At 36.1% G+C, this 24,149-nt stretch carries 17 protein-coding genes; 10 read left to right on the top strand and 7 right to left on the bottom strand.

The genetic code is table 11. From position 1 onward, the window contains the following. Positions 1-363 precede the first annotated feature (363 nt). The 7 genes from kdpA (at position 364) to H6F32_RS20915 (ending at position 8,317) form a co-directional block, all read left to right on the top strand. Positions 364-2,043 (top strand): potassium-transporting ATPase subunit KdpA, encoded by a 1,680-nt coding sequence (gene kdpA, locus H6F32_RS09745; RefSeq protein ID WP_190369132.1) that lies wholly within the window; start codon positions 364-366, stop codon positions 2,041-2,043. Between the two features lie 119 nt (positions 2,044-2,162). After that, entirely contained in the window at positions 2,163-4,268 is a 2,106-nt protein-coding gene (gene kdpB / locus H6F32_RS09740; RefSeq protein ID WP_190369131.1) for a potassium-transporting ATPase subunit KdpB, read from the top strand. Between the two features lie 390 nt (positions 4,269-4,658). Then, positions 4,659-4,814, top strand: coding sequence for a potassium-transporting ATPase subunit F (locus H6F32_RS09735; RefSeq protein ID WP_190369130.1), 156 nt, complete (start codon positions 4,659-4,661; stop codon positions 4,812-4,814). Between the two features lie 294 nt (positions 4,815-5,108). Then, positions 5,109-5,702: a K(+)-transporting ATPase subunit C gene (kdpC, locus tag H6F32_RS09730; RefSeq protein WP_190369129.1), complete on the top strand. Its 594-nt coding sequence runs from the start codon at positions 5,109-5,111 to the stop codon at positions 5,700-5,702. A 41-nt stretch (positions 5,703-5,743) separates the two neighbouring features. Then, positions 5,744-6,847, top strand: a complete 1,104-nt coding sequence (locus H6F32_RS09725; protein ID WP_190369128.1) for a universal stress protein — start codon at positions 5,744-5,746, stop codon at positions 6,845-6,847. A 134-nt stretch (positions 6,848-6,981) separates the two neighbouring features. Further along, on the top strand, positions 6,982-8,160 hold the full coding sequence (locus tag H6F32_RS09720) for an anhydro-N-acetylmuramic acid kinase (RefSeq protein ID WP_190369127.1): 1,179 nt from the start codon (positions 6,982-6,984) through the stop codon (positions 8,158-8,160). Between the two features lie 34 nt (positions 8,161-8,194). Beyond that, positions 8,195-8,317, top strand: a complete 123-nt coding sequence (locus tag H6F32_RS20915; protein ID WP_277875062.1) for a hypothetical protein — start codon at positions 8,195-8,197, stop codon at positions 8,315-8,317. Here H6F32_RS20915 and H6F32_RS09715 read toward each other — a convergent pair. Next, a complete protein-coding gene (locus H6F32_RS09715) occupies positions 8,314-9,621 on the bottom strand; it encodes a hemolysin family protein (protein ID WP_190369126.1) in 1,308 nt (435 codons plus the stop codon). The two genes, H6F32_RS20915 and H6F32_RS09715, sit on opposite strands and share 4 nt — an antisense overlap. Before the next feature lie 155 nt (positions 9,622-9,776). Between H6F32_RS09715 and mfd the strand changes: the two genes are divergently transcribed. Further along, positions 9,777-13,244: a transcription-repair coupling factor gene (mfd, locus tag H6F32_RS09710; protein WP_190369125.1), complete on the top strand. Its 3,468-nt coding sequence runs from the start codon at positions 9,777-9,779 to the stop codon at positions 13,242-13,244. A gap of 406 nt (positions 13,245-13,650) precedes the next feature. Here the strand turns inward: mfd and H6F32_RS09705 are convergent, their stop codons facing one another. Together H6F32_RS09705 and glpX are read right to left on the bottom strand one after the other, a co-directional pair. Further along, the gene (locus tag H6F32_RS09705; protein ID WP_190369124.1) at positions 13,651-14,937 is read right to left on the bottom strand and encodes a glutamyl-tRNA reductase; all 1,287 of its coding nucleotides are present in this window, start codon (positions 14,935-14,937) and stop codon (positions 13,651-13,653) included. Between the two features lie 243 nt (positions 14,938-15,180). Then, complete coding sequence (gene glpX, locus H6F32_RS09700; RefSeq protein WP_190369123.1) at positions 15,181-16,218, bottom strand: class II fructose-bisphosphatase; 1,038 nt, start codon at positions 16,216-16,218, stop codon at positions 15,181-15,183. 312 nt (positions 16,219-16,530) lie between these two features. Between glpX and H6F32_RS09695 the strand changes: the two genes are divergently transcribed. After that, complete coding sequence (locus H6F32_RS09695) at positions 16,531-17,115, top strand: DUF924 family protein (protein ID WP_190369122.1); 585 nt, start codon at positions 16,531-16,533, stop codon at positions 17,113-17,115. 72 nt (positions 17,116-17,187) lie between these two features. Here the strand turns inward: H6F32_RS09695 and H6F32_RS09690 are convergent, their stop codons facing one another. Beyond that, positions 17,188-19,650: a substrate-binding domain-containing protein gene (locus H6F32_RS09690; RefSeq protein WP_190369121.1), complete on the bottom strand. Its 2,463-nt coding sequence runs from the start codon at positions 19,648-19,650 to the stop codon at positions 17,188-17,190. A gap of 591 nt (positions 19,651-20,241) precedes the next feature. Beyond that, positions 20,242-21,600: an FADH(2)-oxidizing methylenetetrahydrofolate--tRNA-(uracil(54)-C(5))-methyltransferase TrmFO gene (gene trmFO, locus H6F32_RS09685; protein ID WP_190369120.1), complete on the bottom strand. Its 1,359-nt coding sequence runs from the start codon at positions 21,598-21,600 to the stop codon at positions 20,242-20,244. Between the two features lie 210 nt (positions 21,601-21,810). Between trmFO and H6F32_RS09680 the strand changes: the two genes are divergently transcribed. Then, the gene (locus tag H6F32_RS09680; protein ID WP_190369119.1) at positions 21,811-21,969 is read left to right on the top strand and encodes a type II toxin-antitoxin system RelE/ParE family toxin; all 159 of its coding nucleotides are present in this window, start codon (positions 21,811-21,813) and stop codon (positions 21,967-21,969) included. A gap of 158 nt (positions 21,970-22,127) precedes the next feature. On the opposite strand, the gene H6F32_RS09675 is transcribed toward H6F32_RS09680, so the two are convergent. Next, positions 22,128-22,823 carry a retron system putative HNH endonuclease gene (locus H6F32_RS09675; protein WP_190369118.1) on the bottom strand — a complete coding sequence of 232 codons (696 nt, stop codon included), beginning with the start codon at positions 22,821-22,823 and terminating at the stop codon, positions 22,128-22,130. Continuing rightward, positions 22,820-24,076 carry an AAA family ATPase gene (locus tag H6F32_RS09670; RefSeq protein ID WP_190369117.1) on the bottom strand — a complete coding sequence of 419 codons (1,257 nt, stop codon included), beginning with the start codon at positions 24,074-24,076 and terminating at the stop codon, positions 22,820-22,822. The genes H6F32_RS09675 and H6F32_RS09670 overlap by 4 nt, the downstream gene beginning before the upstream one ends. Positions 24,077-24,149: the final 73 nt, after the last annotated feature.

Raw genomic sequence — 24,149 nt, 5'->3', positions numbered from 1 at the left:
GTTTCCTCTCATTTTTAATGCTATTTATTCTCATTAAGCCTCTTAATTTTTGAGTGACCTTTAGTTATTATGTACTACTTCAATGGCTTTTTTGATCTGTGACAGTTGAGGGTGCGGAATGTGGGTTACATCGCAAATAAATTTATAGACATTTCCCTTAATAAATAGGCATTTTCAATCAAATTAAATGATTCTTAAAAGCAATAAAATAAAACTTACTACACATAAACATAAACAATCTTCCTCAATTCGCGTTAATCCGCATTTAATAAAACTATCATTGATCTAGCAGATAAAGAAAATTTGCCAATTAGCAATCATCAACTACAATAAATTAATTTAAAAGCAAGAGTCAGAAAATATATGGGATTTGGTTTTATAGAAATTATACTAACACTATGTATTGTTATAATTATCGCTCCAAGACTAGGAAAATACATAGCTAACATCTTTCTACAAGAAAACACAATTCTTGATCCTATTCTCAACCCTGTAGAAAAGATTATTTATGCCCTAATTGGTGTAGGTAAACATACTGAAATGACAGGAGGGCAATATCTCAGGGCTTTATTATCTACAAATCTGGTCATGGGTATAACAGTTTATAGCATACTTTATTACCAGACATCCTTACCCTGGAATCCAAACAGATTAAGTAGTAACAACTGGGACTTAGTATTACACACAACCATCTCATTTTTAACCAATACAGATCAACAACATTACAACCCAGAAAATACCTTTAGTTACTTTAGTCAAACCACAGCATTAGGATTTTTAATGTTTACATCTGCTGCTACAGGTTTAGTAGTAGGAATAGCATTTATTCGCGGTTTAAGTGGTCGAAAACTAGGCAACTTTTATGTAGACTTTACTCGCAGTATCACCAGAATATTATTACCTATATCCATAATTGGAGCGATCGCTCTTGTAATATTAGGCGTACCCCAAACCCTACAAGGAACATTACTAGTAGAAACTCTAGAAGGAAGAAGTCAATATCTAGCCAGAGGACCAGTAGCATCCTGGGAAATGATCAAAGTATTGGGAGAAAACGGAGGTGGATTTTTTACAGCCAATTCCGCCCATCCTTATGAAAACCCCAACCCAGCATCAAACCTGCTAGAAATTATTGCTATGTTAGCCATACCCACATCCTTAATTCATACCTACGGCATATTTATTAACAATCGCAAACAAACATGGTTACTATTTAGTATGGTGTTGATCATTTTTGTAACGCTGATTAGCATTACATCTATAGCTGAACTACAAGGAAACCCCTTAGTCAATAACATCCTAGAACTACAAATACCCAATTTAGAAGGAAAAGAATTAAGATTTGGTTGGGCTGAAACCGTATTATGGTCTGTTACTACCACATCAACCATGACAGGTGCAGTTAATGGCTCACAAGATTCTCTCATGCCCCAAAGTATATTTACCAGTCTATTTGGCCTATTTTTGCAAATAATTTGGGGAGGACAAGGAACAGGTACAGCATATCTCTTTATTTATCTTATTCTCACCATTTTTATCACTGGTTTAATGGTAGGTAGAACTCCCGAAATATTTGGCCGTAAAATTGAAAAAAGAGAAATAGTTTTAGCCAGTGTCATCTTGCTTATCCATCCCATGATGGTTTTAATACCCACAGCTTTAACTTTAGCTTATCCCATCAGTCTTTCAGGAATTAGTAACCCCGGTTTTCATGGTATATCTCAAGTTGTGTATGAATACGCATCTGCCGCAGCTAACAACGGATCCGGTTTAGAAGGATTAAACGATCATACATTATGGTGGAATTTAACCACTAGTTTGAGCATATTACTAGGACGATATATACCCATAATGTGTATTATCCTTCTAGCTGATAGTATGTCAAAAAAATTAGTCAGTCCAGAAAATAGAGGAACCTTGAAAACCGACACCTTGGTATTTACCACTATTACCGCCGGAATCACTATTATTTTAGGAGTATTAACATTTTTCCCTGTTCTGGCTTTAGGTCCTATTGCTGAAAGTTTTAAACTGGGAGGGTAATTGGTAATTGACAATTGACAATTGATAACTAGTAATTGGTAATTGGTGATTGGATAAAATGTAATTCTCGTGACTCCCAACTCCCAACTCCCCCACTCCGCACCTCGCACCCTATTAATATGATAGACTCAACCGCAACTGCCACAAATACAAAAAGTTATCCTCCTCGCTATAGTCGTCGTAAACGAAAGAAAACTATATTAAGAAATCAAAGTCTTTATATTCGAGCGATCGCTGATGCTTTCATCAAGTTTAATCCTAAATATGCGGTAAAAAACCCCGTCATGTTTATAGTTTGGCTAGGGACAATAATTACCTTTATCCTTACCATTGATCCGGAATTATTTGGAACTGTCACCCAGAAAAACCCGCAAATTTTCAACGGTTTCCTCACATTAATCTTATTTTTCACCGTTTTCTTCAGTAACCTAGCCGAAGCAATAGCCGAAGGTAGAGGAAAAGCCAAAGCTAACAGTTTACGTTCTACCCAAACAGCCACCACAGCCAAAATTATCACCTCCAACGGTACAACCACAGAAGTTCCCGCCTCTAGCCTTAAACGTGGTGATAATATCCATGTAATTGCAGGTGATATCATTCCCGCCGATGGAGAAGTCATTATGGGTATTGCCTCCGTTGATGAATCAGCTATTACAGGCGAATCTGCACCAGTTTTAAAAGAATCAGTATCAGATGTATCCAGTTCCGTAACAGGTGGTACACGCATTATTTCCGATGAATTAATTATTAGAATTACCGCAGATCCAGGTAAAGGCTTTATTGATCGTATGATTGCCTTAGTAGAAGGTGCAGAACGTACTAAAACACCTAACGAAATCGCCTTAACCGTATTATTAGCAGTTCTGAGTTTAATCTTCCTCTTTGTCGTGGCTACCCTTCCCGCCCTAGCTTACTACATCAATAGCCCCGTCAGCGTTTCCATACTCATCGCCCTGTTAGTCGCCCTCATTCCCACCACCATCGGCGCTTTATTAAGTACAATAGCGATCGCTGGTATGGATAGAGTAGCTCAATTTAACGTCATAGCCACCTCTGGAAGAGCCGTAGAAGCCTGTGGAGATGTTAATACCCTCATTTTAGACAAAACTGGCACAATCACCCTGGGAAACCGTTTAGCCGAGGAATTTATTCCCATTAACGGACACTCCATGATAGAAATTGCCAATGTAGCCTTAGCAGCCAGTATTTTTGACGACACACCAGAAGGTAAATCTATAGCTAGATTAGCAGAACAACTGGGGGCAGATTTTGACCTAGACAAAAAACAAACCCAAGCCGTAGAATTTTCTGCCAAAACCCGCATGAGTGGAACTAACCTCCCTGGAGGGCGAGAAGTGCGAAAAGGTTCAGTAGGGGCTATTAAAGGTTTTGTACTTTCTCGTAATGGTAAAGACAGTCCACAACTAGATGAAGCATATCAAAATGTTTCTCGACTTGGTGGTACACCTTTAGCCGTATGTTTAGATAATGAAATCTATGGTGTAATTTATCTGAAAGATATTGTTAAACCAGGTATCCGTGAGCGTTTTGACCAACTAAGACGCATAGGAGTACACACCATCATGCTCACAGGTGATAATCATATTACAGCTTCAGTAATTGCCACAGAAGCAGGAGTAGATGAATTTATCGCCGAAGCCACACCAGAAGATAAAATTAGTGTGATTAAAAGGGAACAGGCACAGGGTAAAATTGTCGCCATGACAGGAGATGGTACTAATGACGCTCCCGCCTTAGCCCAAGCTAATGTAGGTGTAGCCATGAATACAGGGACACAGGCGGCCAAAGAAGCGGCTAATATGGTAGATTTAGATTCTGATCCCACTAAATTAATTGATCTGATTGGTATTGGTAAACAACTGTTAATTACTCGTGGAGCATTAACAACATTTTCCATTGCCAATGATATCGCTAAATATTTTGCCATACTACCGATTTTATTCACTTCTGCTAATTTAGGAAGTTTGAATATTATGGGTTTAACTAGTCCTAACTCTGCTATAATTTCGGCATTAATTTACAATGCTTTAATTATTCCGGCTTTAATTCCTTTAGCATTAAAAGGGGTGAAATTTCGGCCGATGAATGCTAATCAACTACTACAAAGGAACATTTTAATGTATGGTGTAGGAGGTATAATATCTCCATTTATTGCCATTAGAATCATAGATATGATGATTACTTTTGTAGTGCGCTTATCCTAACTTACGGCAGTTTCCGTTATTATGAGGTACAGATATTAATAATAAAACCCTTGTAACACGGGCATCTTGCTGTGTTCCTAGTGGACCTCATGTAGATGGAATGTGCTGTATTTCTAGGAAAATTGATTTAATAAAAAAATCATTCCATAATGACGGTATGAATTTTGTTTCGCGCATCAGCAAAGCACTTTGCGTTAGACGCAAAGTTTCAAATTTTGAATTTCTCAATTTCATACCTGAGTTCAGCAATACCATAAAAAAATATCAGTTGTAGGGTGCGTCAAATACCAAGAGTATGTTTATTTACCAAATTAAATTTATGCACTATGACGCACCTTACCAATGTACTAGGATTAATTACACCATTACCAATTACCCATAACATAAATTATGGTTTTCAAAGTCTCGATTTTTCCGTTAATTTATGGTAATACTACTAACAATTTAGATAGTGTTTCACGCTGGGCTGTGGGTTTATTAGTTTTTACTGCTTTAATGTTAGTAGTTTACTTATTGACAGTAATTTTTACGCCAGAACGTTTTTAAGGCTACAAACATTAATAATTGAACGCAAAAAATGCCTATTTGTTTAGCTGATAAACCCCCTGGAAATAAATTTCCACAGCTAATAACCAAAGTTTGCTTTAGTAAACTAAAAAACTTACAGCAGTTTGCGTTATTATGAGGTACAGATGTTAATGATAAAACCCTTGTAACACATGCATCTTGCTGTGTTCATAGTGTACCTCATGTAGATGGAATGCGCTGTAAAAAAACCTCCTGGTTATTCAGTCATCTTTAGATGACTTTCGCACTACCAATTCCCAACTCCCGACTCCTATGAAAGAATTTATTAAAGCAATTAGACTAACTTTAGTTTTTTGGTTATTAACAGGTATCCTTTATCCTCTGTTAATATTGGGCATTGCTCAATCAATATTTCCAATTACAGCTAATGGTAGCATTATGTTAAATATTAATGATCAACCTATTGGTTCTACTTTAATAGGCCAAGGTTTTACCACAGAACGTTATTTTCAGAGCCGCCCTAGCGCTGTAAAATATAGTCAAGGACAAAAAGCTCAACCTTATGGTATATCTGGAGCTACTAATCTTGCTCCTGGTAATTTGCAACTTATTAATCGTGTTAAAGAAGATTTTGAAAAGCTAAAGGAAGATAATAAAAAACCTTTAGCTGAGTTAATTTATGCTTCTGGTTCTGGGTTGGATCCGCATATTTCTTTAAAAGCGATTAGAGAACAATTACCAAGAGTCCTACAAGCAAGAGGTATTAAAGAAGACGATGTTATCCCCTTAATTAAACAATATACTGATGGCAGGTTTTTAGGCATTTTCGGTGAACCAGGTGTAAATATTCTCCGCTTAAATTATGCTTTAGATTTACAAGATATTAACCGTCGTGCTAATAATTGATAATTGACAATTGATATTTAATTATAAATTACTAACGAGGAATGAATAATAAAAGAGGAAAGCATAAAATATTTATTGGTATGGCTCCTGGTGTGGGTAAAACCTACAAAATGCTAGAAGAAGGCCATGCTTTAAAACAAGAAGGTTTAGATGTTTTTATTGGTTTATTGGAAACTCATGACCGCAAGGAAACATCCGAAAAAGCTGAAGGTTTAGAAATTATTCCTCCTCTACAAATTAAACGAGGAGATTTAATTTTACCAGAAATGGATACAGATGCGATTATTGGCCGTTGTCTAGGTTCTGATGATATTATTTCTACTCCTCATTTGGTTTTAATTGATGAATTGGCACATACTAATGTCCCCGGTTCTGCCAGAGAAAAACGTTATGAAGATGTGGAAGTAATTTTATCAGCAGGTATTGATGTTTTTTCGACAATGAATGTTCAACATTTGGAAAGTTTAAATGATGTGGTGGCTAGAATTACAGGAATAGTAGTTAGAGAAAGAGTACCCGATCGCATTTTAGAAGCTGCTGATGAAGTGGTAGTCATTGATGTCACTCCAGAAACTTTACAAGAAAGGTTATTAGAGGGAAAAATTTACGCACCAGAAAAAATTCAACAGTCTTTAAAGAATTTCTTTCAACGTCGTAATTTAATTGCTTTACGAGAGTTGGCTTTAAGAGAAGTTGCTGATAATGTGGAAGATGAAGCCTTTGCTACTACTCCTAATGATCTCTTATGTAGTATTCATGAACGGGTTTTAGTTTGTGTTTCTACTTATCCTAATTCTGTACAACTTTTACGCCGAGGTGCAAGGTTAGCTAGTTATATGAGTGCTCCTTTGTATGTTCTTTTTGTGGCAGATACGGATCGGTTTTTAAATAAAGAGGAAAGTTTACATTTACATAATTGTGAAAAATTATGTCAGGAATTTATGGGGACTTTTATTAGAATTAATAATAGTAATATTGCCCAAGGAATTGCGGAAATTGCGGCTAAATATCGCATTACACAAATAGTTATTGGTGAAAGTCAACGTTCTCGTTGGCAAATTCTTTTTAAGGGTTCTTTAACTCAAAAGTTAGTGAGATTATTAAAAAATGTAGATATACATATTATTGCTACTACTAAATCTTAATATAAGGAGTCAGCACATTAGTAAGGTGCCTCAGATAGCATAAGTAATGTAAATAAACAAATTTTTGATATCTGACGCACCCTACACTTTATTATCAATTATCAATTATCAATTATCAATTATCAATTATTTCTATGCAACCAACTCGCGTTATTGGCTTAATGAGTGGTACTTCTGTAGATGGAATAGATACTGCTTTAGTGGAAATTTCTGGTCAAGATGTGAACCTTCAAGTTAAATTAATAGCTGGAGAAACCTATCCCTATCCAGCAAAATTACAAGAGCGTATTTTGTCTATCTGTGCTGGTGCTAGTATTTCTATGGCAGAATTAGCTACCATAGATGATGCGATCGCTGTCTCTTTTGCTACCGCAGCAAAACATATTCAACAATATATTTCCCCTGGTGATCCTCCTGTATCTTTAATTGGTTCCCATGGACAAACTGTATATCATCGTCCTATAGGCGATCGTGAACTAGGTACAGATCATCAAGCAATAGGTTATAGTCTACAATTAGGACGTGGTGCTTTAATTGCCCATATCACTGGTATTACCACTGTCAGTAATTTCCGAGTTGGCGATATTGCGGTAGGTGGTCATGGAGCACCTCTTGTGCCTAGAGTTGACGCTTTTTTACTCAGTCACGCTCAGGAAAGTAGATGTATTCAAAATATTGGTGGTATTGGTAATGTTACTTTTATTCCTCCTCGTGGTGATGACTGGTTAAGTAAAATTCGCGGCTGGGATACAGGTCCTGGTAATAGTCTTTTAGATTTGACGGTACAGTATTTTACTAATGGTACTAAAAAATATGATGAAAATGGTAATTGGGCTGCCAGTGGTACACCCTGTTATAGCTTAGTGGAAAAATGGCTTAATCAAGACTATTTTCATTTACCACCACCTAAATCTACAGGACGTGAACTATTTGGTGTAAATTATTTACAGGATTGTTTACAAGATGCGGAAGTGTATAATCTTTCTCAAGCAGATTTTTTGGCAACTATGACAGAACTTACAGCCGCTAGTATTGTCCATAGTTACCAGAACTTCTTACCAAAAATGCCAGAAAAAGTCTTGTTATGTGGTGGGGGTAGTCGAAATATTTACTTAAGAAATCGCTTAGAGTTATTATTAGGAGGAGTGTCAGTTGCTAACACTGATACGGTGGGCTTGAGTGCGGCATTTAAAGAAGCGATCGCTTTTGCTATCCTAGCATATTGGCGGACTATCTCCCTACCTGGTAACTTACCCGCAGCCACGGGAGCATCCCAAGAAGTGTTGTTAGGTGAAGTCTACAGCAAGTCCTGAGGATAGATAGGCAACTAAGTAGGGTGCAGGGTGTATGAAGCTTAACGAAAGAATTTTTCAGCAAACCTTAGCTAATTTACAATGTATTGGGTTAAGCGAAAGCGAAACCCAACCTACAATGACAGATTTTAAGTTATTATCAATTATCCATTGTTAATTATTTATTGCCTTAGGTACAACTAAAACTTTATCTACGCGATGTCCATCCATATCCATAACTTCAATTCGCATCCCTTCCCATTCAAAATGGTCTGCTGCGGTAGGAATACGTCCTAAATGGGTAATGACTAAACCTCCTAAAGTTTGATAATTTCCTTTTTGTTCATTGTGCAATTCTTCAATATTAAATAATTCCAAAAACTCTTCTACCGGTAACATCCCATCCACTAACCAAGAACCATCTTCTCGCTGTATAGCTTGTGGTTCTTCTTGTCCAGGTCCGGCGGGAACATCTCCAACTATTTCACTCATGATATCATTGAGAGTGACTAATCCCTGAATTACTCCATATTCATCTACTACTAAGGCAGTATGAGTAACATTTTGTTTAAATAGCTCTAAAACTTTTAAACCTTTGGTGCTTTCTGGTACAAATACTGGTTGTCTTAATCCCAATGTTAAATCAAAGGGTTCATTTGCTAAACTTCTAACTAGTAAATCAGTGACGGGAATAATCCCTAAAACATTATCTAATCCTTCTTGACATACGGGATAACGAGAATAAACATTATTGGCCATTTTTTGGCGATTTTCTTCTGGAGAGTCTTCCAAGTCTAACCAGACTATATCAGGTCTGGGTGTCATCAAAGAACTAACTGGGCGATCGCCTAATCTAAAGACTCTTTCTACCATATCCTGTTCTGCTTCTTCAAATGTCCCCGCTTCTGTACCTTGTTCTATTAGTATTTTAATTTCCTCCTCTGTCACTTGTGGTTCTTCCGATGCTTCTATTCCTAAAATTCTCATTACTCCTTCTGTAGAAGCACTCAAAAGATATACAATGGGTAAAGCTAATCTGGCTAAAGTTCCCATAGGTATAGCTACATTAGATGCTATTTGTTCAGGATTGTTTAATGCTAAACGTTTGGGTACAAGTTCACCAACTATCAAAGAAAGATAGGTAATGACTAAAACCACTACTCCAAAAGATATGGGTTGACTATAATTAGCTAATGCTGGTATAAGTTTGACATATTCTTCTAATCTTTGGGCTATGGTAGCACCCCCAAAGACACCATTGAGAATATTAATTAGGGTAATCCCTACTTGCACAATGGACAAGAAATGATTAGGAGAATCTGCTAATTTTAATGCAGCCCTAGCATTGATGTTACCCTGATTAGCTAACTGTTGCAGTCGTGTTTTTCGTGCCGAAACTATTGCCATCTCGGACATAGAAAATACACCGTTGGCAAAAATTAGCAAGAGGATGATGAAAATTTCAAACGTGATGGAAGACATTTTCGATAATTGCCGCTATCAAGAGCAAACTTGGCTTAATATTTAATATCTAATGTACAGGTGATTGGTGATTGCGAATAAATACGCTATCAAAACTTTTCTTTCCTGTGACTTTTTCCTGACATATTGTAGCTTTTGGATCTTTTTTCATTATTATGCCTTTTTCTGCCATTGTTCGCGCTTTAATGCGATCGCCTTTGAATTCAGAATTAATTACTAAACTCCATAAATATCAGGAGTTAACTTTAACTGGTATTTCCCGACTACCTAAAGGTTTAATTGCTTCTGCTTTAGCTAACTCCGAGGATCGAGATTTATGTGTGATCTGTGCTACTCTGGAGGAAGCTGGTCGCGTTTATGCCCAAATGGAGGCTATGGGTTGGAAAAATGTCTATTTTTACCCTACTTCAGAAGCCGCACCTTATCAACCCTTTGACCCAGAAAATGAGTTAAGCTGGGGTCAAATGCAAGTTTTGGCTGATTTAGTCAATGGTCAAGTTGATCAGCCTAAAATGGCTATTGTGGCCACTGTAACGGCCTTACAACCCCATCTCCCTCCCCAGAAAATATTCCAATCTTTTTGTTTAACTTTAACTAAGGGGATGGTATGTGATTTAGAAGAATTTAGTCACAAAGTAACTAGTCTAGGTTATGAGCGTGTATCCTTAGTAGAAACAGAAGCCCAATGGAGTAGAAGAGGGGATATAGTGGATATATTTCCTGTATCTTCTGAGTTGCCAGTGCGTTTAGAATGGTTTGGAGATGAGATTACGCAAATTAGAGAATTTGATCCGAGTACGCAACGTTCAGCATTAGATAAAGTTAATCAAATTATATTAACTCCTACAAGTTTTTCTCCCATAGTTTTGGCAGCTTTAAAAGATAAGAATTATCTGGAAATATTGAGTCAAGAATTAAATACAGATGCTGAAAATTTAGAAAATTCAGGAATAGAAGGAAGTCGGAGATTTTTAGGTGTAGCATTTGATAAACCTGCCTGTATTTTAGACTATTTACCCCATAATACTATTATTGCTATTGATGAAATAGAACAATGTCAAGCCCATGGCGATCGCTGGGTAGAAAATGCCGCAGAACAATGGCAATTAGTAGATCAACAATTATCAATAAATTTACCAAAAATTCATCATTCTTTAGATCAATGTTTAGAAAAAACTAATAATTTTGAAAAACTGTATCTTTCGGAAATTGCTGAAGAAAATAAGGGAATAAATTTAGGAAGTCGGCCAGTTCCTGTAACTCCCCATCAATTTGCCAAATTAGCAGAAAATATTCGCCAAGAAAGAGAAAGGAAATTTTCAGTATGGTTAGTTTCTGCTCAACCTTCGCGATCTGTGTCATTATTACAAGAACATGATTGTCCTGCCCAGTTTATCCCCAATCCTAAAGATTATCAAGCCATTGATAAATTACAAATAAATCGTACTCCTGTAGCTTTAAAATATTCCGGTTTAGCCGAATTAGAAGGTTTCATTTTACCGTCTTTTCGCTTAGTTGTCATCACAGATAAAGAATTTTATGGACAACATTCCTTAGCTAATTTTGGTTATGTCCGTAAACGTCGTCAAGCAGTTTCTAAACAAGTAGATCCCAATAAATTACGTCCAGGAGATTTTGTAGTTCATCGTAGTCATGGTATTGGTAAATTTATCAAATTAGAAAGTTTGACAATTAATGAAGAAACCCGTGATTATTTAGTAGTACAATATGCCGATGGTTTATTAAGAGTTGCCGTAGATAGACTCAGTTCTTTATCTAGGTTTAGAACTAGTGCAGATAAACCTCCAGAGTTACATAAAATGTCTGGTAAAGCCTGGGAAAATACTAAAAATAAAGTCCAGAAATCTATTAAAAAATTAGCTGTAGATTTGTTAAAATTATATGCAGCAAGAAATCAACAGGAAGGGTTTTCTTATCCTGAAGATATGCCTTGGCAACAGGAAATGGAAGATTCTTTTCCCTATCAACCTACTACTGATCAATTGAAAGCAGTACAAGATGTAAAACGAGATATGGAAAGTTCCAGACCGATGGATAGGTTAGTATGTGGAGATGTGGGTTTTGGCAAAACAGAAGTGGCAATTAGGGCAATTTTTAAGGCTGTTACTGCAGGAAAGCAAGTGGCACTTTTAGCCCCAACTACAATTTTAACGCAACAACATTATCACACAATTAAAGAGCGTTTTGCACCTTATCCCATTAATGTGGGTTTATTAAATCGTTTTCGCAGTTCTGAAGAAAAACGTGCGATTCAAAAACGTTTAGAAACGGGAGAATTGGATATAGTGGTGGGAACACATCAATTATTAGGGAAAACTGTACAATTTAAAGATTTAGGACTATTAGTAATTGATGAAGAACAGAGATTTGGAGTGAACCAAAAGGAGAAAATTAAGAGTTTAAAAACTCAAGTAGATGTGTTAACTTTATCTGCTACTCCTATTCCCAGAACCTTATATATGTCCTTATCTGGTATTAGAGAAATGAGTTTAATTACCACTCCTCCTCCTACAAGAAGACCAATACAAACCCATCTTGCACCATTAAAACCGGAAATTGTCAGAAGTGCTATTAGACAAGAATTAGATCGGGGAGGACAGGTTTTTTATGTAGTTCCCAGAGTGGAAGGAATTGAAGAAATAACTACTAATTTAAGACAGATGATCCCAGGGGCAAGATTTGCGATCGCTCATGGACAAATGGCAGAAAATGAGTTAGAATCAACCATGCTAACTTTCAGTAATCATGATGCAGATATTTTAGTTTGTACTACAATTATTGAATCTGGTTTAGATATTCCGCGAGTGAATACTATTTTAATAGAAGATGCCCACAAGTTTGGATTATCACAATTATATCAATTACGAGGACGAGTAGGAAGAGCAGGAATACAAGCACACGCTTGGTTATTTTATCCTAAACAAAGCATATTATCTGATGCAGCTAGACAAAGATTAAGGGCAATTCAAGAATTTACACAACTGGGTTCAGGATATCAATTAGCAATGCGAGATATGGAAATTAGAGGAGTGGGAAATTTATTAGGTGCGGAACAATCTGGACAAATGGATGTGATAGGATTTGATTTGTATATGGAGATGTTAGAATCAGCAATTAAGGAAATTAGAGGACAAGAAATACCCCAAGTTGATGATACCCAAATTGATTTAAATTTAACAGCATTTATTCCATCGGATTATATTACAGATATAGATCAAAAGATGAGTGCTTATCGTGCAGTGGCCACGGCAAAATCAAAAGTAGAATTAAAATTAATAGTAGGAGAATGGAGCGATCGCTATGGTAATATACCTACTGCTGCTAATCAATTATTAAAGGTGATGGAATTAAAGCTACTAGCCAAAAATATAGGATTTAGTAGGATTAAACCAGAGAATAAACAGCATATAGTATTAGAAACACCAATGGCTGAACCTGCATGGAATTTATTAGCGGAAAAGTTGCCCAGTAATTTAAAATCTCGGTTTGTATATTCTCCAGGAAAAGTCACTGTCAGAGGTTTAGGAGTGTTGAAAGCTGAACAGCAATTGAAAACATTAATTGATGCTTTTGACAAAATGCAAGGAGCTATTTCTGATTAATATATAGTAGGACAGGCATCTTGCCTGTTGTATACAAAACACAACGAAAGTAGGAGTAATTCATGAATTACCCCCACACAAAAAACAGGGTTTTACTCAAATCTTGCCTAAGTTCTAATATAGGGCTTGCTGAAAAAGTCAAACTTATATGAACTAAAAATTAAAAATATATAACCTTTTACTGGTGTGTCTTGTTGTTTCTCTTTTCTATACATCTTTCTGTGCCTTTTTGCACGGGTTTTTACTTATTTTACCGTTTCTTTTTACTTGCACTTTTTTCCCTTTTCTAACTCTCAAACTGTTTATTTATCTGGCTTTTGACTTTACTCAGCAAGCCCTAATTAATTTAAGATACCGCTCAAATACTAGGTTGGGTTAAGCATAAAAGCACAACCCAAACTACATATTAAATAACCTGTTTCTCCCCATGCAAATTAAACAACATTTCCAATGTGTGCATACATCGTCTTCTAGCTTCCACATCCTGTTGAGAGCGTAATTGTACCATAGGATCATGTAATATTTTATTCACAATTCCTCTAGTTAAAGCCTCAATAATTTCTTGATGTTTTTCGCCAAATTCTGAACCTAAGCGAGATAGAGCTTTTTCTAGTTCTTGTTCCCTGATGGTTTCAATTTTATTCCGCAGCGAACTAATGGTAGAAACTGTTTCTAAAGAACGCCACCAAACGTCAAAAGACTCCACCTCTTCGTCTAAGATTTTTTCAGCCTCTTGTGCCATTTTACGACGACTTTCGTAATTTTGGGCAACTACGGCTTTTAAGTCATCAACATTAAAAGCGTGAACATTAGCTAATTCATTGACATTTGCATCCACGTTGCGGGGAACAGAAATATCAAATAACATTAATTGATGATGAGGAGGTAATATTGGTTCTAAATTATGGCGATCTAGAATAGGTTCAGTGGCGGATGTACTGGTAAAGACAATATCGCTATTAGCCACTACTTTCATCATTTCAGGAACTAGATAAATCTGTAAAGGTTGATCTGGAAAGAGTTTAGCTAATTCTTCCGCACTACCACGAGAACGGTTAACAATATTAATCTGGCTTGCACCCTTAGAAATGAGATGTTGTACTAATAAACGAGACATTTTACCTGCACCAATAATAGTGATGCGATATGGTGCAAGATTTTCTACTTTTATCTGTGCTAATTCTACCGCAGCAGAACTAATAGACACTGCACCAGTACCAATACTAGTTTCTGTGCGGACTCGTTTACCAGTGGTTAATGCTTGTTTAAATAGACGGTTTAAAATGGTTTTAATACCATTAAATTGTTGTCCTAGTCTGTGGGTATTTTTCACTTGGGCAAGAATTTGTCCTTCACCCAGTACTAAACTATCTAATCCAGCAGCTACACGCATGATATGGTTAATAGCATCATGATGTAATAAAATAAACAGGTGTTGACGAAGAGAGATCACGGGTAGTTTACTATGTTCTGAAAGAAACTGAGTAACTTCGTGAATACCCTGAGTAGTTTCATTGCTAACGATATAAATTTCCAGACGGTTACAAGTACTGAGAACTGCAACTTCATGAATGTGAGGATAGTTCATGAGGTGAGCGATCGCACTTTCGGTTTGGGGTTCTGGAATACTGAGCTTTTCTCTAACTTCAACGGGGGCTGTTTTGTGGCTTAACCCCACCACTGCAATATTCATTTCTTAAATTAATTGGTAATGGATCATAGATCACAATTGACAATTGACAATTGACAATTGACAATTATCAATTGTCAACTATCAATTCTTCAGGACTTACGCAACTGGCACATTGGGAGGGTGTGGTTCGACAAGCTCACCAACCACGTCAGACAGTATAAATCATGTAAATAACCAAATTGTTCATATCTGACGCACCCACTCAACAGATTTTTTAGTGTGACACTTGCTTAAGTCGTATTCTTAGTGAAGTTGTACAACCTTGGGTTGATCTTTCATGTGGATAGTATCCACGAAACGAGCGGTTTGAGACTGGCTAGAAATAACCAAACTTTGAGTTCTGCAACCACCATGGAAGAAACGTACACCTTGTATTAAGTTACCACTAGTAATACCACAAGCTGCAAAAAGAACTGTTTCCCCTGATGCCAGTTCATGAGCATCATACACCTTATCTATGTCAGTGATACCCATAGAATTCAGACGCTCAATATTAGCTTCTTTACTTTCACCAATTAAACCAGTTTTCACGATCGCTGGATCATAAATAAGTTGTCCTTGGAAGTGACCACCTAAAGCCCGCATAGCCGCAGCAGAAATTACACCTTCGGGAGCAGCGCCAATACCCATCAGTGCATGAACATTAGTACCAGCAAAACCGCAGGATAAAGCAGCGCCCACATCACCATCAGAAATTAATTGTACTCTCGCGCCAGCTTCACGAATTTCTTTAATTAAATCATTGTGGCGCTCACGCTTCATGACAATAATTACTAATTCATCAATAGAGCGATCTAAACACTCAGCCAAAATTTTCAGGTTTTCTGTAGCTGACTTGTTAATATCTACTTTACCCTTAGCAGCTGGAGGAGCAGCTAATTTCTTCATATAGAAGTCAGGAGCCGCAAATAAACCACCTTTTTCAGAAATTGCTAAAACAGCCATAGAACCAGGTTGTCCATAGGCCACCAGGTTTGTACCTTCACAGGGGTCAACCGCGATATCAATTTCTATTAATTCATCTGGATGGCAGGATATTTCAGCGTTTCCACTAGCACAGATACCCACTTCTTCACCAATGTATAGCATGGGTGCGTCATCGCGTTCACCTTCACCAATAACAATGCGTCCACGCATATAAATCTTATTCATACGTTCGCGCATAGCTTCTACTGCTACTTGGTCAGCAATATTTTTTTCGCCTTTACCCATCCATTTTGCAGAAGCGATCGCCGCTTGTTCTACAACTTCAATGATCTCTAAACCAATAGTATTTTCCACAGATTCTACCCTCTAACCTAGTTAGGTTGCTCTTATTGTATAGTTGGTTTCAGTCTCTAAGTCTACCAAAGTGCGGTACGTTCCACACCAAAGACTTTGCCAATTAGATAATTAATTATTTAATAATTATCCAATTAGATTTTTTCCAGAGCTTATCACACATCTTGATTGAGCTAGTATAAGTTGTAAATATTACTTTCATGTTATCCAAGTATCTTATGATAAATAGTATAAATACTTAAAAGGTACTTTACATAATAAGTAATACTCCATACAATACCTCAAATGCTTTGTAATCATTCAGTAATAGAAATGCCTCAGTCCACCGCTATTTTACATTTTTGGTTTGGTTCACCTGATCAGCCAGACTATGGTAAACCTCAATTATATTGGTTTGATCAAAAACCAGATTTTGATGATAAAGTTAATACTTTATTTCTAGAATACTACGAAAAAGCTGCGGGAGGATTTTTAGACCATTGGAGAAATCAACCACATAGCTGTCTAGCTTTAATTTTATTACTGGATCAATTTCCTCGGTATATGTTTCGTGGTACACCTCAAGCCTTTGCTACAGACTGGGAAGCATTATCTATAGCCCAAGAAGCGATTTCTAAAGGTTTTGATCGTCAGTTAATTACCGTACAACGTTGGTTTCTGTATATACCTTTTAAACACAGTGAAAATCTAGCACATCAGCGTAAGTGTGTCAAATTATTTCAACAATTGAGTCATGATCCTGAAAGTAGTCAAGCTATAGAGGCCGCATTTAAGGATAAAGAAATAATTGCTCGTTTTGGGCGGTTTCCCCATAGAAATGAGATATTAGGGCGGGTATCTACTCCTGAAGAGGAGGAGTTTTTAGAAGAAATGAAAACAGCATGTTATAGCAGGTGACAGCGAGCCGGGAGCCGGGAGCCGGGAGAAAATTGTTTATTCTCATCCGGTAACTCCTGGAACTCCTAACTCCTAACTTTCCTTCTGTTCTTGTAAAAACTTCTTCTGGATCCTTTTACTTTTATCTCCTGTGACTGTAGTGGCAGTGATCTGATAGTCTACTAGATTATCTACGAAAGGTACTGTTAACTTAAATGTACCATCATCATTCAGTATTACTTCCTGTCCATCTACAGTCACATTTGCACCTTTTTCAGTAGCGCCATGTATAACTAGTTCTGTATCCACAAATAACCAAAAATCTGTATCAGGACGATTAAAAAAACGCACTATTCCAGAACGCGCTAAACATAACCAATCTTTATTATTTACTACATAACCTAGTTCTGTTACATAGTCTTTTTCGCCTTGGGGAATGAATACATAACAGTTATAAACCGCATCTTCACAATTATATTGTTGCACTAACGGAGCTTTTTGATAACTCAAATCTAAATCAGTCACATCATACAGTCGAATAGCTAGGTTTTTAATTCCCTTATTCAATAATGCTTGTTGATGATCTTTGTCTATGTACCATGATACATAAGCCCATTTGGGAGTGCGTGGTGTGAAAATGATTTTACTATTACTACTAAAATTAAACTCTGTCACATCTGTAAAGTCTGTCTGAATTTGATTTTCTGGTTGACTTTTTGGCTGTTCTGTGCTGAGGATAGTTTCTGTTTGTACTAATGTACTAAAATCATTACTAGCATCATTATTTACATCTGTTGGATTTACATTAATTGGTAAATCTATAATTTCTGTATTTTCTGTAGTTATTGGTGGTTCAACGATGTTCTTGAATGCTGTATTTAGGGGTTGAGGACAGTCGGATGCTGATGTTGGTTTAATTCCCAATAATTGTGAGAAGGAAAGATGTCCATTTTGGTTAACTACTATGGGTTTAATATTCAGTAATTCTGCAAGATTATTAACTCTTTGTTCTTCTTTATACTCTTGTTTATTTTCTGGTTGGGAAGATGTTTCTGGAGTGATTAATTCATCTTGAGAAATATTGAGGTGATCACCATTTTTTCCTATATTAGTAAATTGGGAATAATGATTATTAACTACGACAACTGGTGCTTCTATATCCCATAGCTCTGAGGTATTTTCCTCTACAACAGGCTGATGATCAGATAGAGTAGTTGCCGGATCAATTAGTGCTATATTACTATTATTGTGGTTTTGATTAAATGATATTTTTTCCTCTAAAATATCAACGGTAATTTTGGTGTTATCTTGATGATTTGTGTCATTAATATTGGTATGATTATCAGTCAGATTAAGTTCTAATTCGGAATTTGATTCCAGACTAGTTATGTTTTCTATCGCTGGTGTTTCACTTTTAGCTTCTGTAGCAGCTTTTTTCTTTTTTGTTAACCATAAATATGTTAAACTTCCCAGTCCAGGAACTAAAATCATCAGTAGCAAAAACACTAATTTAGCGTTTTCTTTTTGTAGTATGCCAGGTGTAGTTAATGGTTGATTGAAGGGTTGTTGTTCAACTACTGGTGGTGTATCATTACTTGTGGTGGTATTTGTGTTTGAGGTTGTGTTAGTATTTTGTAAAGTACTAGTGGCGATCGCTAAACTTTCTGCTTGTCTACCTGCTGCTATAGCTTCTTGTCCTGCTTTGCTGGCAACAAAACGCAAAAAACCTGCTATTTTAGGTTGAGGATTTTTCTGGTAAACATAAACAAAACTCTGGGAAAAGGGATAATCTTCTTGTTCTGGTGTAAAATCTTGAATTTTGATACTTTTGACATCTGGTAATTTATCTATTTGATTAACTAATACATAACTAATACCATCATCACCTAATTGTTTAACTATTTCGACTGTGCTATCATCAGTAATTTGAGTCGTATTAGCACCAGTTTTAAATTCGCTTTTTTTGAAGATATCATATTCCTGAAAAGAGTTGCGAGTATCACTATTTGATGGTCTATCTATAAATCTAAGAGGTTTATTTATTCCCCCTAATTCTGACCAATTTGTAATTTCTCCTCGGAATATTTTAGCAAACTGTTCTGTAGTTAATTTCCCATTAAAGGGATTTTTTGCAGCGACTATAATAGCGATTTTTTCCCGACGCACAAACAACTGTTCTAAACCCTGTGCTTGTTCTTCTGGTGTTAATTTTCTGCCTAATGCTGCTAAATCTACTGTACCATTAATCACAGATTTTACTGCATCTTCGTTGCCATTTATACCAATTTTTACCTGAGATCCTGAAAACATTTTTTCAAAGTTCTCTTTTAAGTTTTGGTTAACTATTGCAAAGTTTAGAGAACCATCTATATTAATTACTGTACCTTGTGCCATTGTTTTTGGCACGGTAAAATTAGACTTAGTATTTTCCGTGTTTTCCAGTTCTGCGTAACTAGGAAGGTTAAATAACAGATTTACTACTATTGGACTAGTAGCTATGACTAGAGATAATGCTAGATTGATAATGCTATGATTTGGGTCTTGTTTGCGACGCATATAGTTTAACCAGGTAAAATAAAGAAGTAGCAGTGTTTAATGATACATTAATGATGTGGGAATTTTGTTAAATATACAACTTTAGTTATTAACATATTTAGTTGCAGAAGTTACAAAAATCTTCAGTAACAAAATCCAGATCACAGAGAAAAGCAGAAACAAATATAAAAATCAGGGGTTGCTGAATTGGGGTATGATAAGTAGTCGTGCATCAGCTAAGGGAAGCACTGGCGTTAGACGCAAAGTTTCAAATTTTGAATTTCTCAATTTCATACCTGAGTTCAGCAACGCCAAAAATCAAGTCAATTTTAGCTTTATTATTACTTTTTTGGCAATTAGTTGTCAGCAGTGAGTAGTCAGTAGGGGTTTAACATTCCTCATTGGTGTTAGCTTATGGTAAAACCCATAGCCCGACTGGGAACTTATTCCCAGTCTCATAGCAGAAGTAAGCTAAAAAACTTTTATAGCGTTTTCTAGTCTAATGAATTACAACCTTGGCTGGGTTTATATGTATCTATTATTACTGCTTGTACCTCAATTGAATGGGAATAGCTATATCTTTTCTCCTGGCTGACTACTTACTCAACTTACTCAATTTTCATCAAGTTTGTTCTCGACTTTTTCAGCAAGCCGTATATATGCGGTTTGTTTCCAAGTTTCTAAATCCGTTAAAGAGCGATCGCGGTATCTACCATATTTTTCCGGTTTACTCTTAATTCTCACACCTAAATCGGGAACAATCCCAAAATTAGGTGCCATTGGTTGAAAATGTTTAGGTTCTGCTGAACTAATAAACTCAAATAACGCCCCCATCATTGTGGTATTTGGTAATATTAAAGGTGTTTTTCCTAAAGCTATGCGTGCTGCATTTGTTCCCGCTAACCAACCTCCCGCAGAAGCCGCAGTATAACCTTCTGTTCCTATTAATTGTCCCGCAGCGAGTAAATTTTCCCGTTGTTTAAATTGCAAAGTTGGTAACATTAATTGGGGTGCATTTAAAAATGTATTGCGGTGCATTACTCCTAATCTGACAAATTCCGCTTTTTCCAAACCTGGTATCATTTGAAAAACTCGTTTTTGTTCTCCCCAACGTAAATTAGTTTGAAAACCTACCATGTTCCAAAGTTGGCCAGCTTTATCTTCTTGACGTAATTGTACCACTGCATAGTTACGATCTCCCGTGCGCGGATCAGATAAACCCACAGGTTTTAAAGGTCCATATCTCATGGTATCTTCTCCCCGTCGCGCCATTTCTTCTATTGGTAAACAGGCTTCAAAAAATTTCGCGGTTTCCTTTTCAAAGTCTTTTAATTCTGTTTGTTCAGCTTGACAAAGTGCTGCATAAAATTGTAAATATTGCTCTTTATTCATGGGACAATTGAGATAAGCTGCTTCACCTTTGTCATAACGAGAAGCCATAAAAGCAATATCTTTATTAATAGAATCTCCTAAAATAATTGGACTAGCAGCATCAAAAAAGTTAAGATATTCTAAGCCTGTAAAACGTTGTAAATCTGCCGATAACTCAGGACTTGTTAATGGTCCAGAAGCTAAAACAACGATACCTTGAGGAATATTATGGACTTCTCCACGACGAAAATCAATTAAGGGATGATTTGCTAAAGTGCAGGTTAAGTCTTCCCCAAATTTTCCTCTATCCACGGCTAAAGCACCTCCGGCGGGTACTGCGTGTTCATCGGCTTTAGAGATGATTATAGAACCGAGTTGGCGGAGTTCTTCGTGTAATAGTCCGGCTGCGCGATCGCTCGCCATAGCCCCGAAGGAGTTACTACAGACCAATTCAGCCAAATTTTCAGTATGATGGGCTGGGCTGAAGCGTTTAGGGCGCATCTCGTGAAGAATTACGGGTACTCCGGCCTGGGCTATTTGCCATGCTGCTTCTGTACCTGCAAGTCCGCCGCCAATTACTTGTATGGGTTGTTGTGTCATAGTTGTTTTTTTCTGCTTTTTTATTATTGCTTTGGTTATAATAACAATTAATAATAGGTTACAATGATTAATGCTCAATCCTCAAGTTATTAAATTTATCAATTTTGGTATTTATGACTATGAATATTAGCCTTCAACCGGAACAGGAACAGTTAATTCAAGCGAAATTACATTGAACAAAAATGTCAAGTGTTAGCATAATTTCTTAACATGGGGCGTAGTTATGCTGAATTATCACCAGAATTGCGAGGAATATCTGTAAATCCTTATATTATTTTCTATCGGTTGATAAAAGATGATGTAGAAATTATCCGGGTTGTTAATAGATATCGTAATCTTGAATCTTTGTTTTCTGAATCTGAAATTTAAGGATTTGGTAGACTATATCCACGCCAACTAAGTAAAATAATACCATGTGACACCCCAGGGTGCGGAATGTGGGATAAAATATCGCAAACATTGGCAATAGTAATTTAGTTTATCCATAATTTTATTATATCCATAATTTTATTACCTCCGTTACTTCATCATTTTATGTTTTGATCTGTGTTATTAAAGTAAGTTTTAAGAATATAAATAATTGCAGCACAAAATGGTGTTAATTGTTCATTGGAATCAAATTCTTGATAACCTTGAATTAGTAATTCAATTTCTTCCTGAGAACATCCATCAATTAGTGGTAGTAATTTTTTAATTTCTTTACTTCTTGATTTTTTTAATATATATTGATTAAGTCCCAACTTATTAATTGTTTCCCTTCCAGCATCTATCATTGTAGGATTATTGCTGGGTAAAATTTCTCCATCACCCGTATATCTAAAATATTCAGCACAGTTTTCTGATAACGGAGAAACTGTCAAATTAGGATCATACCAATTATCTTTCTTCGGTCCACAGTGTTTTTGTTCTGGAGGTATTTTTTGGGGATTTCTCCAGTCTGGTTCGTCACCTTCTCCCGGACAAGAAGCTAAAAAATTAGAGTATTCTAGTTTTAGATTTTGGTAGTGTTTACGCGGTTGAAAATGTTCAATATGACTAACTTCTATTGTAATACGAACTCCACAGTAGCAACATATATAACCTTGTTCTTTTAGTAATTCCTTATGTACATCACTTTTTTCAGGTTTCTGAAAGTTTTCCCAAGTGGGTTTCCAATCATCATTTTCTTGAGCTTTCCACTCAGAAAAACTCAATGGTTCTAAATTCTTTTTAATATACTTCATCTACCCAAAATCTCCCTTCTTCTAACTAGAACATCTGCACTTGCAAAATCTGGATCATTATATCCAATATCTTGTTCAAGACTTTGTTTTAATTTACGAGCTTCAGGAATATTACCATCATCGATTAATCTAAACAACTTTAGGAAGCGATCTTTAATTTCCTGTGGACGTTCGGGAACATCCATTAAATCCTCTAATATTTGATTACTATCTCTACCATAGGAACTTTGAGGACGTTTGGCAATTATACCATCATTTGTTTTTTCTAAAATGTAAATTCCTTGGGGTTTAACTTGACTGATCACTTGTGGAGAATGGGTAGTAACTATAAATTGACAATGGGGAAAAGTTCTAGTTAAAGCTGGAATAATTTCTCTTTGCCATTTTGGATGTAAATGTAGTTCAATTTCATCAATTAAAACTACTCCATATCCATGTAGAGGATTTTCTAAACCAGGGTTTGCAATAGCTAATCTTCTTGCTAAATCTCCCACCATTGCTAACAAACATTTTTCACCATCAGATAATTGATTAACTATTAATTCTTCACCATCTTTTTGTAATGTCATTCTTAAAGGAGAACGACGTACACGCAATTTAGTAAAATTCGGAATTAAGGAAGATATTGCTTGTCTTACTGCTTCTAATTCTTTATCTCGATAATTAAGATTATTTTCTAGACGTAATTCATGTTCTAAATCTTCTTGTTTTCTAAACCATTCAAAGAAAATTCTAAACTCACTGCCTTGACCAGTAAGCGCATTTTCATAAGTATCTATTTGTGTAAATGAATGTTGTTTTCTTATCTTTAATGGAATATCAAGAACTGCACGATTAGTTGAGTAATAAAGGATAACAGGGAGATTATATTCTTCGGATGAGGATAATTGATGTTTAATATTTTCAGCAATCTTGTTTATTTCAGATAGATTGGTACTTGTATCTTTAATACGTCCTTTTTTAACCTTAGTCAAAGACCAAGTAAATTTCTGGGATTCACAATCAGTTATTATCTCATTATGAGTTTCATGTTTGTCATTTTTTATGTCTTCTTCTGTAAACAATCTTCCTGAAGCTATCGAGTGTTGAATCGCACTAGAAAAGCGCGATAATAAAATGGCTAAACAATCAAGAATACTTGATTTACCTACTCCATTAATCCCAATAAATACGGTTGGTTCTTTTTCATCAAAATCTATTATTAAATCACCAATTCCGCGAAAAGATTGCATTTTTAGCTGCTTAACTCGCATAATATAAAACCTCAATTAGCTTTTTCATGTAATATTAAATTTCTGAAGTTCACTCTAATAACCACCCAAACAA

Source organism: Anabaena sp. FACHB-1237, assembly GCF_014696225.1.
GTDB lineage: Bacteria > Cyanobacteriota > Cyanobacteriia > Cyanobacteriales > Nostocaceae > FACHB-1237.
Note: the sequence above shows the minus strand (reverse complement) of the source record. Positions and strands in the feature narration are given on the sequence as shown.